The 17,779-nt window shown below is 64.4% G+C and carries 19 protein-coding genes; 8 read left to right on the top strand and 11 right to left on the bottom strand.

Annotation, left to right across the window (positions count from 1 at the left end):
* Positions 1–258 precede the first annotated feature (258 nt).
* The 8 genes from FJ980_RS23820 to FJ980_RS23785 form a co-directional block, all read right to left on the bottom strand.
* Positions 259–720 carry a cytochrome c-type biogenesis protein gene (locus FJ980_RS23820; protein ID WP_140546180.1) on the bottom strand — a complete coding sequence of 154 codons (462 nt, stop codon included), beginning with the start codon at positions 718–720 and terminating at the stop codon, positions 259–261.
* A complete protein-coding gene (locus FJ980_RS23815) occupies positions 717–2,702 on the bottom strand; it encodes a heme lyase CcmF/NrfE family subunit (RefSeq protein ID WP_140546179.1) in 1,986 nt (661 codons plus the stop codon). The genes FJ980_RS23820 and FJ980_RS23815 overlap by 4 nt, the downstream gene beginning before the upstream one ends.
* Before the next feature lie 65 nt (positions 2,703–2,767).
* Positions 2,768–3,208 carry a cytochrome c maturation protein CcmE gene (ccmE, locus tag FJ980_RS23810; protein ID WP_140546178.1) on the bottom strand — a complete coding sequence of 147 codons (441 nt, stop codon included), beginning with the start codon at positions 3,206–3,208 and terminating at the stop codon, positions 2,768–2,770.
* Positions 3,209–3,212: 4 nt separating this feature from the next.
* Positions 3,213–4,349, bottom strand: coding sequence for a c-type cytochrome biogenesis protein CcmI (gene ccmI, locus FJ980_RS23805; RefSeq protein WP_140546177.1), 1,137 nt, complete (start codon positions 4,347–4,349; stop codon positions 3,213–3,215).
* A 129-nt stretch (positions 4,350–4,478) separates the two neighbouring features.
* Positions 4,479–4,916: a hypothetical protein gene (locus tag FJ980_RS23800; protein WP_140546176.1), complete on the bottom strand. Its 438-nt coding sequence runs from the start codon at positions 4,914–4,916 to the stop codon at positions 4,479–4,481.
* A 119-nt stretch (positions 4,917–5,035) separates the two neighbouring features.
* Positions 5,036–6,424: an ATP-binding protein gene (locus FJ980_RS23795; RefSeq protein ID WP_181181296.1), complete on the bottom strand. Its 1,389-nt coding sequence runs from the start codon at positions 6,422–6,424 to the stop codon at positions 5,036–5,038.
* Positions 6,425–6,446: 22 nt separating this feature from the next.
* Complete coding sequence (locus tag FJ980_RS23790; protein ID WP_041002188.1) at positions 6,447–7,112, bottom strand: response regulator transcription factor; 666 nt, start codon at positions 7,110–7,112, stop codon at positions 6,447–6,449.
* A 64-nt stretch (positions 7,113–7,176) separates the two neighbouring features.
* Positions 7,177–7,476: a hypothetical protein gene (locus FJ980_RS23785; protein WP_095766886.1), complete on the bottom strand. Its 300-nt coding sequence runs from the start codon at positions 7,474–7,476 to the stop codon at positions 7,177–7,179.
* 216 nt (positions 7,477–7,692) lie between these two features.
* On the opposite strand from FJ980_RS23785, the gene FJ980_RS23780 reads away from it, so the two are divergent.
* Positions 7,693–8,079: an ester cyclase gene (locus tag FJ980_RS23780; RefSeq protein ID WP_140546174.1), complete on the top strand. Its 387-nt coding sequence runs from the start codon at positions 7,693–7,695 to the stop codon at positions 8,077–8,079.
* Between the two features lie 139 nt (positions 8,080–8,218).
* Here the strand turns inward: FJ980_RS23780 and FJ980_RS23775 are convergent, their stop codons facing one another.
* The 3 genes from FJ980_RS23775 to FJ980_RS35870 all read right to left on the bottom strand — a co-directional run bounded on the left by FJ980_RS23775 (position 8,219) and on the right by FJ980_RS35870 (position 10,493).
* Positions 8,219–8,626, bottom strand: a complete 408-nt coding sequence (locus FJ980_RS23775; protein WP_140546173.1) for a DUF3168 domain-containing protein — start codon at positions 8,624–8,626, stop codon at positions 8,219–8,221.
* Between the two features lie 142 nt (positions 8,627–8,768).
* Positions 8,769–10,322, bottom strand: a complete 1,554-nt coding sequence (locus FJ980_RS23770; protein WP_140546172.1) for a trimethylamine methyltransferase family protein — start codon at positions 10,320–10,322, stop codon at positions 8,769–8,771.
* A gap of 42 nt (positions 10,323–10,364) precedes the next feature.
* Positions 10,365–10,493 carry a hypothetical protein gene (locus FJ980_RS35870; RefSeq protein ID WP_281406338.1) on the bottom strand — a complete coding sequence of 43 codons (129 nt, stop codon included), beginning with the start codon at positions 10,491–10,493 and terminating at the stop codon, positions 10,365–10,367.
* A gap of 175 nt (positions 10,494–10,668) precedes the next feature.
* Between FJ980_RS35870 and FJ980_RS23765 the strand changes: the two genes are divergently transcribed.
* From FJ980_RS23765 to FJ980_RS23725, 7 genes are all read left to right on the top strand, one after another.
* Positions 10,669–11,376: a hypothetical protein gene (locus FJ980_RS23765; RefSeq protein ID WP_181181295.1), complete on the top strand. Its 708-nt coding sequence runs from the start codon at positions 10,669–10,671 to the stop codon at positions 11,374–11,376.
* 341 nt (positions 11,377–11,717) lie between these two features.
* Entirely contained in the window at positions 11,718–13,877 is a 2,160-nt protein-coding gene (locus FJ980_RS23755; protein ID WP_140546171.1) for a penicillin-binding protein 1A, read from the top strand.
* Positions 13,878–13,957: 80 nt separating this feature from the next.
* Positions 13,958–14,542 (top strand): DUF1214 domain-containing protein, encoded by a 585-nt coding sequence (locus FJ980_RS23750; protein ID WP_140546170.1) that lies wholly within the window; start codon positions 13,958–13,960, stop codon positions 14,540–14,542.
* Positions 14,535–15,083: a DUF1254 domain-containing protein gene (locus FJ980_RS23745; RefSeq protein ID WP_140546169.1), complete on the top strand. Its 549-nt coding sequence runs from the start codon at positions 14,535–14,537 to the stop codon at positions 15,081–15,083. Before FJ980_RS23750 ends, FJ980_RS23745 begins: the two co-directional genes overlap by 8 nt.
* Before the next feature lie 396 nt (positions 15,084–15,479).
* Positions 15,480–16,484, top strand: coding sequence for a DUF2336 domain-containing protein (locus FJ980_RS23735; RefSeq protein WP_140546167.1), 1,005 nt, complete (start codon positions 15,480–15,482; stop codon positions 16,482–16,484).
* 193 nt (positions 16,485–16,677) lie between these two features.
* On the top strand, positions 16,678–17,106 hold the full coding sequence (locus FJ980_RS23730) for a MerR family transcriptional regulator (protein WP_140546181.1): 429 nt from the start codon (positions 16,678–16,680) through the stop codon (positions 17,104–17,106).
* Positions 17,042–17,461: a carboxymuconolactone decarboxylase family protein gene (locus FJ980_RS23725; RefSeq protein WP_140546166.1), complete on the top strand. Its 420-nt coding sequence runs from the start codon at positions 17,042–17,044 to the stop codon at positions 17,459–17,461. Before FJ980_RS23730 ends, FJ980_RS23725 begins: the two co-directional genes overlap by 65 nt.
* The last annotated feature ends 318 nt before the right edge of the window (positions 17,462–17,779 follow it).

Genomic DNA, 17,779 nt, shown 5'->3' with positions numbered 1-17,779 from the left:
GGAGGCTTGGCGTCAGCACCCGCGACTTCGTCATTCCAGGGCGAAGCAGGAGCGAAGCTCCGTCGCGGAGACCCTGGAATCCATGCCGTTACCTCGCGCGAGGGTTGCAGCAGAGCGGAAATTCTGGACGGCCGCGACGCCTCGAAATCACGGAATGGATCCTCGGGTCTGCGCGCGTCGCTTCGCTCCTTGCTTCGCCCGTGGATGACGACGACACAGGGGTCTCGGCCAACCTCCGAGGTCCGCAATTCATGTGCGTTAATCTCTAAGCATCTTGTCCAGCGCGGCCTGCTCTTCGGCCGAAAGCGCGGTCGATGCGGGGCGGCGCGAGCGGGCGCTGAATACGATGAAGATGCCGCCTGCGATAAGCAGAAGCACCGGCGTGCCCCACAAAAGCGCGTTGCGCAGGCTGAAGCGCGGCTTGAGCAGCACGAATTCGCCATAGCGGGAGACGATATAGTCCAGCACCTGCTGGTCGGTGTCGCCGGCGGCGAGGCGCTGGCGCACGAGGATGCGCAGGTCGCGGGCAAGATCGGCGTCGGATTCGTCGATCGACTGGTTCTGGCAGACCATGCAGCGCAGGCCTTCGGACAGCGCACGCGCCCTCGCCTCCAGCGCCGGGTCCTGCAGCACTTCATCAGGCTTCACCGCCTGGGCTGCGCCGGCGAAGAACAGCGCCAGCAGCAGGATCAGCGAGGCGAGTGAAAATCTTGCCCTCATGGCGAGGCCGCTGCCGCTACTGCAGGCTTGCGCCGCTTTGCCGGCGCGCCGACGCGCAGGCGGCGGTCGAGCAGCGACATGGCGGCGCCCGCCATCATCACCATACCGCCGCCCCAGATCAGCGTCACCAGCGGCTTCCACCAGAGGCGCACGACGACGGAGCCGTCATTGTTCTCGTCGCCGAGCGACAGATAAAGCTGGCTCAAGCCCAGAGTCCTGATGCCGGACTCCGTCGTCACCGTCTGGCGCACCGGATAGAAGCGTTTTGCAGAGGTAATCGTGCCATCGGCGTTGCCGTCGGCGCCCATAAGCATGAAGCGGCCGCGATCTTCGGTGAAGTTCGGACCCTTTTGCGGGGAGAGCCCTTCGAAGCGCAGCGTGTGGCCGGAGAGTTCCACCGTCTCGCCGGGATGCATGCTGAGGATTTTCTCCGTGCCGAAGCAGAGCGTGCCGACGATGCCGAGCAACGTCAGCCCGAGGCCGAGATGGGCCAATGCCGTGCCGAAGACGGAGCGCGGCAGGCCGGCGAAGCGGCGAAGCATGGCGGCCGGCGCCACGGAGCCGAAGCCGGATTTGACGGCAAGGTCGGTCAACGCGCCGACGACCAGCCAGACGGCGAGGCCGACGCCGAGCGCTGCGAAAACCGAGGCGCCGTCGATGAACAGGCCGGTGACCAGCATTGCGGCGATCGCCAAAGCGAAGGCCGCCATCAGCCGCTGCGAGGCGGCAATGATGTCGCCGCGCTTCCAGGCGAGCAAGGGGCCGAACGGCACGATCGCCAGTAGCGGCAGCATCAGCGGGCCGAAGGTCAGATCGAAGAACGGTGCGCCGACCGAGATCTTGCCTCCGGTCAGCGCCTCCAGCGCCAGCGGGTAGAGCGTGCCGACCAGCACCGTTGCGGTGGCGGTGGTGAGAAAGAGATTGTTCAGCACCAGCGCACCCTCGCGCGAGATCGGATGGAACAGGCCGCCCGCCGTCAGCCGCGAGGCGCGCAGCGCAAACAGCGCCAGCGAGCCGCCGATGAACAGCGTCAGGATGCACAGGATGAAGACGCCGCGCGCCGGATCGGTGGCGAAGGCGTGCACGGAGGTCAGCACGCCGGAACGCACCAGGAAGGTGCCGAGCAGCGACAGCGAGAACGTCAGGATGGCCAAGAGCAGTGTCCAGATCTTCAGCGCCGAGCGCTTCTCCATGACGATGGCCGAATGGAGCAGCGCGGTGCCGGCGAGCCAGGGCATGAAGGAAGCGTTCTCGACCGGGTCCCAGAACCAGAAGCCACCCCAGCCGAGCTCGTAATAAGCCCAGTAGGAACCCATCGCGATGCCGCCGGTCAAAAACATCCAGGCGACCAGCGTCCAGGGCCGCACCCAGCGTGCCCAGGAGGCGTCGATGCGCCCCTCGATCAACGCCGCGACCGAGAAAGAGAAGCAGATCGAGAAGCCGACATAGCCGAGGTAGAGCATCGGCGGGTGGATGGCCAGGCCGAGGTCCTGCAGGATCGGATTGAGGTCGCGGCCCTCGATCGGCGCCGGGTTGAGGCGGATGAACGGGTTCGATGTCGCCAGGATGAACAGGAAGAAGGCGGCACCGATCATGCCCTGCACGGCCAGCACATTGGCCTTGAGCGTCGACGGCAGATTGTTGCCGAAGACGGCGACGAGCGCCCCGAAGAAGGTCAGGATCAGCACCCAAAGCAGCATCGAGCCTTCGTGATTCCCCCAGGTGCCGGTGATCTTGTAGATCATCGGCTGCAGTGAATGGGAGTTCTCCCAAACGCTCGCCACCGAGAAGTCCGAGCCGGCATAGGCACTTGCCAATGCGGCGAAAGACAGCGCGGTCAGCGCGAAACCGGTGACCGTGACCGGACCGCCAACCGCCATCAGCCGCTGGTTGCCGGTGCGGGCGCCGACCAGCGGCACCAGCATCTGCACCAGCGACAGCGCGAAGGCGAGCACAAGCGCGAAATGTCCGGTCTCGACCATTGGTTACCTGTTCCCTCGCAGGTTCTGATCGCAAAACCGCGTGGCACTTTTACGGAACCTGCTCATCAGTTCGTGCTTTCCTGCCAAACGCCCTTGGCCTTCAGGCCGTCGGCGACTTCCTTGGGCATGTAGCGCTCGTCATGCTTGGCCAAGACGCTGTCGGCAACGAAGACGCCGTCCGGGCCGAAAGCGCCCTCGGTGATGACGCCCTGCTCCTCGCGGAACAGATCGGGCAAGATGCCGGTATAGGTGACCTTGACCGATTTCTGCTTGTCGGTGACCGAGAAGGCGACGGTGGCGCCTTGCCCGCGCATGATGGTGCCCTTCTCGACGAGACCGCCGAGCCGGATGCGCTGTCCCGGCGGCACGCTTGCCGTGGCGAGGTCGGCCGGCATGTAGAAATAGGAGGCCTTCTGTCCCAGCGCATAGAAGGTGAGCCCGGCAGCGGCGCCGAGGAAAGCCAGCCCCGCCAGGATCACCGACAATCGCTTCTGCTTGCGCGTCATTGCCTTACTCCGTCGCCGTGACGCCGAGCGAGGCGGCGAAGGCGGTGAATTTCTTGGCCTGTTCACTGTCCGCGCCAAAGGCGGCGACAGCGCGACCGAGCGCGTCGCGCGCCTGGTCGGCCTTGCCAAGCACTACATAGGAACGGATGAGCCGCATCCATCCTTCCTCGTCGCGGGGATTCTGCTTCAATTTGTCGTCGAGACCGGCGACCATAGTCTCGATCATCGCCTGCCGGTCCTGCGGCGACATCTGTTGCGCGGCTTCCACCTGCTGCGCGTCGGGGCCGTTGGCCGGCGCTGCATCGGCGACAGCCGGGCCGCCCGCCTCGGCAAGCGCCTGCCGGACGGCGCTGCGCCAGGGCGAATCCGGCGCGAGCTGGCCGAGCATCTTTTGCCAGGCGGCAACGGCATCGGCCTTCTTGCCTTCCTGTGCCAGGCCCACCGCCAGGTAGAAATTCGCCTTGGCGTTGGCCGGATCGAGCTTCAGGGCCGCCTCGAAGGCTTTTTGGGCGTCTGCCGAAACAATGCCGCCGGCCGCGCTGGCGATCGCTTCGCCGAGACCCGACTGGCGCACGGCGCTGTCGCCGTCGAGGCGGATGGCGTTGCGATAGGCGGTCACGGCGTCGGGAAAACGCTGCAGCCGAAGATAGATCGGCGCCAGCACGTCCCAGCCCTTGCCGTCCGAAGGATTGGCGGCGAGATGGGCTTCGGCGCGGGCGACCAGCTCGTCGACCGAGGCATCGGCCGGGTTCTTGGCCAGACGTTCGGCCAGCGGCTGCGAAGGCAGATCGGGAGAGCCGAGCATTCCGTAGAGCCCCCAGCTCAGCAGGGGAACCGCAAGCACGGCCACGCTGGCGACCCACCTGGCGCTGCGCGCAGGCTTGGGTATTGCCGCGTCCGGCTGCACGGCCGCGGCCAGGCGCAGGATGCGCCGGCCGATCTCGGCACGCGCCTCCTCGGCCTCCCCAGGCTGGATCAGGCCGCGCGCCATGTCGCGGTCGAGCTCGGACAGCTGGTCGCGATAGACTTCGAGATCGTGATCGCCGGCCGGCGACGCGCCTTTCATGCCGCCGGTAAGCGGCAACAGCACGGCCAGGCTGGCGCCCAGCGTGAGGATTGCGGCTATGACCCAGAACAGCATGGCCCTTCCAATAAAGGCAGAGCCGTGCCCTGCCAACACGGACGTACTGCGACGCTTTGACGGCAGACGCGCCGTCCGACCTTGATCGAGGTCAATCCGACCGAATAACCGGGCCGGCCGGGTTCCTTTCTAGGTCAGCGGCGTCCAGCTGCCGTCGGCATTGCGGCAGGCGGTGCCGCGCGCGGTGACACCCGCGCCGCTCGTATAGACGGTGTGGGTGTACTGGCGGCAATCCTGCGAGCCGACCCTGTAAGGCTGGGCGGCGACGACCTCGCCATAATGCGAGGAGTTGTCGCTCTTCCACGTCACCTTCTGGCCGCTGGTGTTGTATTCCAGCGCCTTGTATTCCGCTTCCAGGCCCTTGCGCTTTTCGGCATCGCTGAGGCCCGAGCCGACGGACCCGCCGATAAGCCCGCCATTCATGGCCGAGACGATGCCGGTCGAGACCTTGCCGCCGGCGGGCGGCGTGGAAACAGGTGTGACCGCAGAGCTTGGCCCGCCCCTGTCCAGCGTCGTGCAGCCGGAAACGGCAAGCAGGGCGGAAACGAGCACGACGCGGATCTTCATGCCAATAACCGGTTCTCTTGAGCGGGGGGCCGCGTCATCGGGGAGGATGTCGAGCCCATAGTGTTGATATTTGTCGGAAATTTGGCCGTCGGCCGCTGCTCGCAAATCGATAAAAAACATCATTGAAGGCTCCGCAATCCCACCGCCGCCCTCAAGCCGCCCATGCCAGACCGTTCCAGCGCCAGCGAGCCTCCATACTCGTTGACGAGGTCGGCGACAATGGCCAGCCCGAGCCCTGTTCCCGGCTTCGTCTCGTCGAGTCTTTTGCCACGTTTCAAAACTTCCCGTGCGCTGTCCTCGGGAATGCCGGGGCCATCATCCTCTATAACGATTTCGAACACATTGCTCATCCCCGGTGAAAGCGCGACCGAAACGGCAACGGCGCTCTTTGCCCATTTCATCGCATTATCGAGCAGGTTGCCGAGCAGTTCCTCTAGGTCCTCGCGCTCGCCGGCAAAGACGATCTCCGCCGGCGGCAGCGACAGCGTCAGCCTGGTTTGCGGATTGAGTTTCCGCAACACGCGCACCATGCGCTCGACCAGCGGCGAAACCGGCGTGCGGAAAACGACGCTGTCGCGCTGCGCGGCGACGCGGGCGCGCTGCAGATAATGGTCGACCTGTTTCTGCATGGAAGTAACCTGCTCGGCGATCAACTGGCCCTTGGCGCCGCCGAGCGCGCGGCCTTCATTGATCAGCACGGCTAAGGGCGTCTTCAGCGAATGGGCAAGATTGCCGACCTGCGTGCGCGAGCGCTCGACGATGCGCCTGTTGTTCTCGATCAGCGCATTGGTCTCGTTGGCCAGCGGCTCAATCTCGGCCGGGAAGCTGCCGTCGAGCCGCTGCGCGGTGCCCTCGCGCACCATTGCGAGCGCATTGCGGACCCGGCGCAAAGGCTGGAGACCCAGCAGGATGGCGATGGCATTGATGGCGATCATGCCGACGCCGAACAGCGAGAGATAGGTGAGCAGGCGACGCTGGAAGCTCGCAATCTCCTGCTCGAGCTCGCTGTGGTTGCCCATGACGCGGAAACGCGCGGCGCGGTTCTTGGCGTCGAGCACGAACTCGCTCTCGAACACTTCGAGCCGCTCGCCCTTTATGCCCTCCATCGAGTAGCTGCGCTGGAAGTTTGCATTGAACGGGACGTCCGCGACGCTCGGCGACAGGAGCGAGGTCGTCATCGAGGAGGAATGGATTTCGCCATGCACGCCTTCGGAGGCCGGCTCCACCGACCAGTACCAGCCGGAATTCGGCTCGGAAAAGCGCAGGTCGCCGAGGTCGGGCGAGCCGGTCAGCGCGCCGTTGTCGGAAATGCCGACGGAGCCGATCAGGTTGAACAAATGCGCCGAAAGCAGGCTGTCGAAGCCGCGCTCGCTGGCCTGGCGGTAAAGCGTGGTGATGAGGGTGAAGATGACGACCAGAGTCAGGATCGCCCAGATGGTGGAAAAGGCGATGACGCGGAAGGTCAGCGAGCGCGGCCAGAGCCGCAGCTTCGAAAGCCGCGTTTCCATGGTTGGCTTCAGCGGTTCCGCGTCACGCCTCCGGCTCACGCATGCGATAGCCCATGCCACGCACGGTTTCGATCATGTCGATGCCCATCTTCTTGCGAAGCCGGCCGACAAACACTTCTATCGTGTTGGAATCGCGATCGAAATCCTGGTCGTACAGATGCTCGACCAGCTCGGTGCGCGACACCACCTCACCCATATGGTGCATCAGATAGGCGAGCAGCCGGAACTCGTGCGAGGTGAGCTTGAGCGGCACGCCGTTGACGTCGGCCTTGGACGCCTTGGTGTCCAGGCGCAACGGCCCGCAGGTGAGTTCCGAAGAGGCATGGCCGGCCGCGCGGCGGATCAGCGCCCGTACCCGCGCCAGCACCTCCTCGATGTGGAAGGGTTTGGTCACATAATCGTCGGCGCCGGCGTCGATGCCGGCCACCTTGTCGCTCCAGCGGTCGCGCGCGGTCAGGATCAGCACCGGCATCTTGCGGCCGCCGCGGCGCCAGCGCTCGACGACGCTGATGCCGTCCATCTGCGGCAGGCCGATATCGAGGACGACGGCATCGTAAGGCTCGGTGTCGCCGAGGAAGTGCCCCTCCTCGCCGTCATAGGCGCGGTCGACCACATAGCCGGCGTCGACCAGCGCGTCGGCCAGTTGCCGGTTGAGATCCTTGTCATCCTCGACGACGAGCACGCGCATGGGGTTGAAGCCTGTTGTTGGGTAGACCTATAGGCCGATTCCGCCAGCCTGGGAAACGACAGGGTCAGCCCATCGGAACGACGATTTCCGAGCGGCGGGGACGCTGGCCTTCCTTTCCGGGAACCAGAACGACGATCACGCAGACCTGCTGACCGCCCCGCGTCGCCTGCGAGGCCTTGGCCAGCGTGCCGCCATTCTGCGCGGCGACCTGCTGGCCGATGGCGTAGCAATCGCTGGCGGCGAGCACCACCGGCCGATCGACCGACGGCTCGGTGACCGGCAGGGCAATCGCCTGCGACGCAAAGAGGCCGGCTGCGGCAAGCGCCAGCACTGCTTTGCGGAGATGAGGGCCAAACTTTTTCATGATCACGGTTCTAACGCATATGGGCTGAACGTGAAATGAACGGTGAACGATCGAAAATCCATGCCCGCCATACCCCCTATGGACGCCAACGCTCCCTCAAGCCCGGGTGCAAATTCATAGCCGGAAAATCAGTCGGTCCGCTACGCTTTTCGGCCTGCCGATTCCGCGCCCCGCGCTACCTAGTGTAGAAATGCCGGCCGGCCATGGGAGGATGCGATGACGCGTGAGGATATTGCCGATCTCTACCGGGGCTACATCGCCTGCCTTAACGAGCAGGACTGGGGCAATCTCGGCCGGTTCGTCGGCGAGGAGGTGCAGTATAATGGCGAGACGATCGGGCTGTCCGGATATCGGCGCATGCTGGAAGGCGATTTCGAGGCCATTCCCGACCTGCGCTTCAACATCGAGCTTCTGATCTCGGAGCCGCCGCGCGTGGCGGCGCGGCTGCATTTCGACTGCCATCCCAAAGGCGTGCTGTTCGGCCTGCCGGTCCACGGCAGGCGCGTCAGCTTTGCCGAAAACGTCTTTTACGAATTCCACGACACCCGCATAAGGGAGGTCTGGTCGGTCATCGACAAGGCCGCGATCGAGGCGCAACTTTAGGGTGTGTTGATGTTCAGGTGAGGCCGGCCTGCGAATGCCTGCTTCCTGCGCTTCCGGTGCTCACGTACCTTAAGTACGCTCCGCGCCGGTTCTCGGAAGCCATCATTTTCGACTCGGCCTGACCTGAATCTCAACACACCTATGCACTTTCCTGGGTCAGCGCGCGGAAGCGCAGCAATCCATGATAGACCGCAAGATCCTCGTCATAGCGCGCCTCGGCGAATTCCAGGGACAGGCGCGTCTGGCCGCGCGGGCCGATGGACAGCGCAGCGCCATCGAGGCTCGCCTTGATGCTGTCCATGATGAGGCGTGTCTCGGCCTCGCCCTGGGCTTTCGACCAGACGTGCAAGGTGACCAGCTGGTCATTGTCGTTGTCGACGCCGGTCTCGAGGTCGAAGGCGCTGGTGCGGCCGTAGGTGACGTTCGGAAAGGCGGCCTTGTCGCTCGCCTGCTCGAGCAGGCCCGCGCCGCCGAGCAGCGCCGACAGCGACGCATCGGTCTTCAGCCTCAGGAACAAGGCCTGCATCAAATCGCCAGGCGCCGTCATCTACCGTCCATCGCCAACACATATCTCCCGCCGCAGCCAATTCCGGCAGCGTAGCCGCGCTCGCGATCCGATGCCAGATCGCGAATCGGCTTGACTATAGCGTGAAGGGCGAAGGTCTCGAATTTATTGCGTTTTCGTCAAATCATGAGACTGGAGCCGCACCGCCTTCTGCGGTGCGCCTGGCAATGAACTCGTCGAGCGCGCCCGCGGCGGCGGCAGCGGAGACCGGCGGCTGGAAGTCGGCGATAATCCGCTTCCATATGCCGGTCGCGCGCTCCGTGGCTGTCTTGCCGCCGGCCTGCGTCCAATTGCCGAAATTCGACCAGTCGGCCACCAGCGGCTCGTAGAAGGCGCTGCGGTAGCGCGTCATGGTGTGGGCGGCCGAGAAGAAATGACCTCCGGGCTGCACTTCGGCAATCGCATCGAAGCCAATGGCATCCTCGTCGCCCGGCGTCGCGGCGCAAAGCTCGGCGACCGTCTGCAGCGCCTCGACGTCGGTGATCAGCTTTTCCAACGAAACGCTGAGACCGCCTTCCAGCCAGCCGGCGGCGTGGATGCAGACGGTGGCGCCGGCCAGCACCGAGCCCCACAGCGCGAACTGGGTCTCGTGCGCGGCCTGCGCGTCGGAGACATTGGCGGCGCTGCCGCCGCCGGAGCGCCAGGGCAGGCCGATGTGGCGAGCTAGCTGCCCCGCCCCAAGCGTCGCCTTGACGTGCTCCGGCGTGCCGAAGGCCGGAGCGCCGGACTTCATGTCGACATTGGACGAGAAGGAGCCATAGACCACCGGCGCGCCAGGCCGCACGATCTGGGCCAGCGTCAATCCGGCGAGCGCCTCGGCATGCTGCAAGGTCAGCGCGCCGGCGACCGTGATCGGCGCCATCGCGCCCGCCAGGCAGAAAGGCGTGATAACCAGAACCTGACCGGCCTTGGCGAAGTCGATGATGCCTTGCGCCATCGGGATATCCAGCTGGCGCGGCGAGTTGGTGTTGATGACGGTGTAGCAATAGGCGCCGGCGCGGAACTCGTCCTGCGAGAGGCCGCGCGCCAGGCGGATCATCTCGAAGCCGTCCTCGACCTGCGGCGTGCCACGCGCGAAGACGAAGGGGAACTTGTCCGACAGCGTCAGCTGCGCCCGGTTGACGGCATAGTGGCGGAAGCGGTTGTCGAGTTCCTGCGGCTCGACGCAAGGCCCGAGCATATGCAGCACGTCGAAATGCTGGACCAGCTTGATGAATTCCTCGAAGGCGGTAAGCGTTCCCGGCCGGCGGCCGCGCTCGAGATCGGTGACATTAGGGGCTCCGGAGCCGGCCAGGAAGGTCATCGAGCCGAGCTCGAGCGTCAGGTCGCGGGAGCGGTCGCCGCCGAGTGCCGGAATCGTGCGCGGGGCCGAGGCGAGCGCGGCTTCGACCATGTCGCGACCGATCCTGACCATCTGGCTGTCTTCGTCGACCAAAGCACCGGCCTTGCCGTAGATCGTCCGCGCCTCGGGCAGCAGCACCTTGATGCCTAGCTCCTCCAGCACGCGCAGCGCGGTAGCGTGGATGGCCGCGACCTGATCGTCGGAAAAGATCGGCTGCGGCAGGAACGGGTTCTTCAGCGACCGGTAATTCGGATGGCGGCTCGACTCGCTGCCGGCCTCCCCGGTGCGTCCCCGGCGGCGCTCGCGCCTGAGATCGCGTGCGGCTTCCTCAATCATGGCGGTTCCTCCTCATTGCCGCATCGCCTTGCCTTCGGCGTCCTAGGGCGAGGCCGCGATGACGCGCGCCGGCCGTTCGACCCCGACAATGTGTACGGAAAGCTCGGTCCCCTCCCCGGCGAAACCGTCATCGAGCAACGCCAGGGCGACGCTCTTAGCAGCGTGCAGCAAGGCATCCTGCCGGCGCGGAGGTTCCCACCTGTTCGTTCAAGCCGACGATCGTCGGACGCCCACGTCTCGCGACCCTACGAAGAATCGGATGCATTTTGGAACAATTACAGATTGTTTCAGTTCAACGTGCATCACAAAGCCGCGTCATTTCAAGGCAGCGAGTTGACGGCATTCAATGGCGACGGGCGAGGACAAAACCAGTGATCAAACCCTGCAATGCCTCACGACCGAACATTTCGTGTTGCAGACGGCGCGGTCGGCCACCATCCAGGAAGCCAATTCGCGCGCAGACCTTTTCCTGACCGCCGTTTCCAGCGCGACCGTCGCGCTGGCATTCGTCGCTCAAGTGACGCGCATGGGGCAGCCATTCGTTTTTTTCAGTCTGATCCTGCTTCCCTGCCTGTATTTCATCGGCATCGTCACCTTCGTTCGGGCGGTCCAAGTCGCAATCGAGGACATGGTCCTCGCACGTGGCATGGCTCGCATCCGGCACTATTTCGTGGAGACGGCTCCAGGCGTGGAGAAATACTTGATCCACTCCCGTCACGATGACGAGGAGGCATTGCTCGTCAGCAAAGCCCTTCATTCCTCGCACTGGCAATCATTCATGAGCACAGCGGGGATGGTGAGTGTCATCGCCAGTGTCATCGCAGGTGTTTTCGCCGGCGTGCTGGCGAAAGCCGTCGCAGTCCTGGGTATGGTTCCGGCAACCGGAATTGGCATGTTGGTATTCGCCGTCAGCGTCTTCGCCCTTCGTCGATACCAAGAGGCTAGATGGAATGCTGTCGAACATATGCTGGACGTGCGGTTCCCAAGCACCACAGCTGCCTCTCGTGACGCCGGCCGTTCAGATGAACGGGGTCGAGAGCATCCCGAACCATGATCGTGCAAGTCTATGAATTCGCGCGGCAAGAATGGGCCGCCCACGCGTGAGAGACGCCTCGATGCGGCAAGGCGCGCGTCAGCCATCTCGCCGCCTATCTGCGCTCCTTCGTCGGCGATGAACCGACCGAGGCGGATGTGGTGCATTTTATGCGATTCATCGCGGCGCGGTGATATCGATCGGCCGTTGACGGCCAGCACACCTCCAATCAACAAAGCTCGTGCTGTGGCTTCGCTGCCCTTGTGAGCGGTGATAAAATGGTCGAATAGTTTGACAGGGTGCCACCCTGAAACTGCCCGCATGCTGTTTTCGGGCGAAAGCGCGTTGGGGCGGAAGTCGGAATGGCAAGTCCTTCGAAACCACGCAAAACGAGAAGAGGCCGCATCGCTTCGGCGCTGCTCGGCGCCGACGCTTGGTTCGATACCTCGCTCTATGAGATCGGCTTCAAGGCCCGCGAATTCTGGGAAGCGGCGACCATCTTTTCCCGCCGTTTCCGGGTGCATGGCTGGCGCCGCACGATCATCGAGGTGCTGAGCGAAGGGTTCACCATGGGCGCCGGCGGTTTCGTGGTGCTGCTCGCGCTCGCCATGCCCGCCTTCGACATCACCACCGGCGACTGGCGCAGCCAGGGCGACTTCGCCGTGACCTTCCTGGACCGCTACGGCAACGAGATCGGCCAGCGCGGCATCATCCAGCGCGATTCCGTGCCGGTCGACGAGATGCCCGACATCGTCATCAAGGCGGTGCTGGCGACCGAGGACCGGCGCTTCTTCGACCATTACGGCATCGATGTCCTCGGCCTGTCGCGCGCGATCTTCGAGAATGTGCGCGCCAACTCCGTGGTCCAGGGCGGCTCCAGCATCACCCAGCAGCTCGCCAAGAACCTGTTTCTCTCCAACGAGCGCACCTTCGAGCGCAAGATCAAGGAAGCTTTCCTGTCGCTATGGCTGGAAGCGAACCTGTCCAAGAAAGAGATCCTGCAGCTCTATCTCGACCGCGCCTATATGGGCGGCGGCACCTTCGGCATCGAGGCGGCGGCGGATTTCTATTTCGGCAAGAGCGTCAAGGATCTGAGCCTCGCCGAAGCGGCGATGCTGGCCGGCCTATTCAAGGCGCCGACCAAATACGCCCCGCATATCAACCTGCCGGCCGCCCGTGCCCGCGCCAACGTCGTGCTGTCGAACCTGGTCGATGCCGGTTTCATGACCGAAGGCCAGGTGCTGCAGGCGCGCCTGCATCCGGCCGACGTCGTCGATCGCGGCGAGCAGAAGAGCCCGGATTATTTCCTCGACTGGGCCTTCGACGAGGTCAAGAAGATCGCCAAGCCCGGCCAGCACTCGCTGGTCGCCCACACCACTTTCGACGCCAACATCCAGAAGGCGGCCGAGGAGTCGGTCGAGTTCCATCTTCGCCAGTTCGGCAAGGAATACAATGTCACCGAAGGCGCGGTGGTGGTGATCGAGACCAACGGCGCGGTGCGCGCCATCGTCGGCGGACGGGACTATGGCACCAGCCAGTTCAACCGCGCCACCAAGGCTCTGCGCCAGACGGGTTCATCCTTCAAACCGTATGTCTACGCCACGGCGATGGAGCACGGGTTCACGCCGGACTCGGTGGTTTCCGGCGGCGCGATCAGCTGGGGCAGCTGGTCGCCGCACAATTACAGCGGCGGATCGGCCGGCAACGTGACGCTGCTCACGGCGATCGCCAAGTCGATCAACACGGTGCCGGTGCGGCTCGCCAAGGATTACCTCGGCATCGGCCCGATCAAGGCGATGGCCGAATCGATGGGCGTGGAATCGCCGCTGGAAGCGCACAAGACCATGGTGCTCGGCACATCCGGCATGACAGTGATGGACCAGGCGACGGGCTACAGCGTCTTTGCGCAGAACGGTTTCGTCGGCTCGCGCCACGGCATCACCCAGCTCGTCACCCGCACCGGCGACGTGGTCTACGACTGGGCCAAGGACGCGCCGCCACCGCACCGGGTGCTGTCGGAAAAGGCGCTGAAATACATGAACACCATGCTGGCGGCGGTGCCGGTTATCGGCACCGCGAGACGCGCCCAGCTTCCGAACATCGTCGTTGCCGGCAAAACCGGGACGACGCAATCCTACCGCGACGCCTGGTTCGTCGGCTTCACCGGCAATTACACAGCCGCCGTCTGGCTCGGCAATGACGACTTCACGGCGACCAACAAGATGACCGGCGGCTCGCTGCCGGCGATGGTCTGGCAGCGGCTGATGGTCTACGCGCATGAGAACATCGATCTGAAGCCTATCCCCGGGCTCGATCATCCTTGGGTCGATCCGGAGGTCGCGGCCAAGGCCGAGGAAGCGGCCAAGAAGGAAGCCGACGCGGCGGCGGCGCAAGCCGAGGCCGAACGCCCGCCGGTGCTTTCCAGCCGCACCAGCCAGACGCTGCGGGACATGACCAAGGCGTTCCAGGCCGCGCCGGCAATCGAAGCGCCCACCATGCCGGAGACGCTTTCGGCGCTTTAGGACGGCGCTGGCGTGAAGCCGGCTTGCCACGGCACCCCGCGCCGCGATATCCCGGGCAACCTCCTCTGTTTGCGGCTCTCATGCTCAAGAACGCCATCCTGACGCTGCTTTCGCTTGCCATAGCCATCGGGCTTGGCGGTTACAGCGTCTGGTATGCGCTCAATGCGCAGGACGGCGTCGGCGCGATCCGCATCGGCCAATGGACCGCTTTCCCGGAAGTCGGGACACTGGCCGCCGACCCCTATTCCAAGGCGCGCGTGGCTCGCGAGGGCGTGCTGGCGCTCGGCCAGGCCGAGGGACTTGCCTTCGTCGCCGAGCGCGACGATGCCGGCGAGCCGCTGAAACGCGAATGCAACTATACGATCGAAGGCGGTTATCCGACCGCCCGCTTCTGGACGCTCTATGCCGCCGACCAGTCGCTTGGCGTGATCGACACAGGCAAGCCGAGGCAGTCGGCGCTGCAATCCTACGAAGTGCTGCGCCAGCCGGACAATTCCGTCGTCATCTCCGTCGGCAGCCGCCCTGCCCCCGGCAACTGGCTGCTGACCGGCGGCTCCGGCAAGATGTATTTCGTGCTGACCTTCTACGACACGCCGATCGCCTCGAGCACCGGCCTCTCGGACGTGACACTGCCGCGCATCCTGAAGGCGGGCTGCAATGCGTAGACTGCTGCATGCCCTGATCCTCGGCCTGCTCGGCGCCGGCATCGTGCACATCGTTGTGCTGTTCCTGGTGCCGGAATTTTCCGAACGCGATGCCTGGTCGCGCCTGGCGATGGCATCCGACCTCTACAAGATGACGCGGCTAGACGCCGAGGCCGGCGGCGCGCCGGTGGTGAAATCGGTGGATCCATTGTTTTATGCGGCCGCCTGCCGCTTCAACCTTGCCGACGGGCTGGTCAGGATCAGGGCGCCGGGCGACGTGCCGTTCTGGTCGGCCTCGGTCTACGACCGCAACGGCCACAACATCTATTCCTTCAACGACCACAACGCCAATGGCGAGAAGCTCGACGCGGTGGTGTTGACGCCGGCGCAGATGATCGATGTGCGGCGTGACCTTCCGGAGGATCTGCAGGGCGCGATCTTTGTCGAGGCGCCGATCGAGGAAGGCATTTTCGTCGTCCGCGCCTTCGTGCCGGACGGGAGCTGGAAGCCGATCGTGTCACGCTTCCTCGAGCAGGGCGCCTGCGAATTGCAGGACTACTGAGAAAGGCGCCCGATCAGTGATGCGGCTTGGCAGGCGGCGGAGAGCCCGGCCTGTCGGAGCCGCTGTCGCCGGGCCGCGCCTCGACGGCCTGCGGACGCAATTCATAACGGACGCCGGGGAAAATGATCACCGCCGCCGCCGTCGTGGTGTCGTGACTTGCTCGATTTACAGGTGCCGCTCGCGGCACAAAAGACAGGACCATGCCCATGGTTCGCGCATTCCTCTCGGTTTGACCGGAGCACAACGCAACGCCTCCAAAGTTGATTAAGGGGCGTAGAGGGTTAACGGAGCGCTAACGGATCGCGGCTAATTTGATGTTAGTTTTCCTGAAGACGCGAAACCGGCCCGGCCGGTTTGCGCGGTTCGGGATTGTGTCGAGTATCGGGCGTATCCTCCGTGTCATCTTCCGATTTCAGGCAAATCGCTATCCGGACCGAAGCGGGAAAGGCCGAAAGGCTGTTCCGCGCCGCCGTGTCAGCCTTCTGCTCGCTGACGCGTCCCTCGCGCCGCGAGATCGCCCAGCTCGAAGACCTGACGCTGCCGCTGTTCGACGAGGTCTCGATCGAGTCGCGCCGCTACGTCGCTGCCGCCCTTTCCGAATGCGATTACGCACCGACGGCATTGGTGCGGCGTCTGGCTGAAGAGCCGGTCGAGATCGCAGCCCCCCTGCTCACCCGCTCCAACGCGCTGAGCGATATCGACCTCATCGCGCTGATCGGCCGGCACGGGCTGCCGCACGCGCGCGCCATTGCACGCCGCAAGGAGCTCAACCCGACGATCGCCGACCTGATCCGCGCGCTGGAAAGACCAACGCTGGTCAAGACGCGGCCGCCCGAGACGGTCACGAAGCTCACGCCGAAACCGGAGCCCGTGGCCAAGGCGGACACCGACCGTCCCACCTCCGGCGAAGCCGCGGAGAACGCGCGGCGCCGCCTGCGGTCGATGATGCGCCCGACCGGCGACGCTGCCGACGTCAACACCTTCCTCGGCCAGCCGGCCTATGTGAAGTTGCGCGAGACGGCGCTGACGGGGAACGCGGCATTTTTCCAGACCGCGCTAGCCGATGCGCTGGAGATCGACTTCGCGACGGCCCGCTCGGTGACCGGGCAATCGGGCTATGCCGCATTGCTTGTGGCGCTGCGTGCCCTCGACCTCAGCGAAGACAGGGCCTTCCTGATCGCGGTCGCGGTTCATCCCGGCGAGTTCCCGCATCCGCAGGCGATCCGCCTGTTCCTCGACCGCTACCGGCTGCTGCACCGCGAGGCGGCGCTCGACAAGGTACGCGCCTGGAAGGCTGAGACCCTTTCGCGGGCGATCCGCGACAATGCTCCCGACGCGTCCGGCGTCGAGCATCAGGCATCGAACAGCGACGCGGCGAGCGCCAGCCTCAAGGCATCCTGATCGGTTTAAAGCGCCTCGCGATGAAAGATCCAGGCGACGCGCTTTTAAGCGTTTGTTTTCGTCTTAAAGTCAACGAGCCGATGTCGCCGCGAGACTTGGCATTTCCGCGACACGACGAAGTGACAACGCCTCTTGACTTAGAGTGCACTCTAAGTCGTAGCTTTCTGCGCGTCGTGACGAAAGAATGGCATTGATGAAGATTGGCGAGCTGGCGAAGCGTTCGGGACTGTCTGCCTACACTATCCGTTATTATGAGCGGATCGGGCTGCTTCCCCACGCCGACAGGGACCAATCGGGCCAACGTGACTACGACGCATCAATCCTGACCTGGATAGAATTTCTCGACCGTCTCAAAACGACCGGGATGCCTATCCGGCAAATGCTGCGTTACGCGGCCTTGCGGGAGCGCGGCGTCGGCACGGAAGCGGAGCGCGGCGCGCTGCTCAAGCAGCACCGTGAGCATGTCCGTGCGCATGTGGCCAAACTGCAAGCCTGCCTTCTCGTCCTCGACACCAAGATCGCCGGATATGCCGGCGTGAAACAGAGGATGAAGGACTATGACGCATCAATCCCCGAACATCGGCGAAAGCCGGCTGGAACGCGGCAAGCGGGCGCTCGCTGAAATCGACGGCGAAGCCGGCCACAAAGTCATTGCCGCCCTGGCTGACATTGCCCCCGACTTCGCGAACTACGTGTTCGAGTTCTCGTTTGGCGACATCTACAGCCGCCCCGGTCTCGATCTGCGCGCCCGTGAGATCGCGATCATCGCGGCGCTGACAGCGATGGGAACCGCTACCCCGCAACTGAAAGTCCATATCGAGGCGGGGCTCAATGTCGGGCTGAGCAAGGACGAAATCGTCGAAACCGTCATCCAGATGACGGTCTATGCCGGCTTTCCCGCGGCGCTCAACGGGCTGTTTGCGGCCAAAGAAGTCTTCGCCGCCCGGTTTCCCGTCCAGAACGGGGAAGCGGCGTGATGAACCTTTTGCGCTTCCTTGGCGCGCGCGGCCGGCGATCTTGCTGTCATGGCGATTCCCGGCTCATAAACGGTAAACGCCCTAGTTTCCCGACACAGGGATTTTGAAAGGTTGGCGTTTGTCTTGGTGCAAGATCGGAGGCCCCAACTTCGTCATTCTATGGCGGAGCAAGGAGCGAAGCGACGCGCGCAGACCATAGAATCCATTCCGTGACTTGGAAGTGCCACCTCGGTGCAGAATCTTGCTCCGTTGCATTCCTTGGCGAAGGTAACGGCATGGATTCCAGGGTCTTCGCGACGGAGCTTCGCTCCTGCTCCG

This window comes from Mesorhizobium sp. B1-1-5 (assembly GCF_006443065.1).
Classification (GTDB): domain Bacteria; phylum Pseudomonadota; class Alphaproteobacteria; order Rhizobiales; family Rhizobiaceae; genus Mesorhizobium.
Note: the sequence above shows the minus strand (reverse complement) of the source record. Positions and strands in the feature narration are given on the sequence as shown.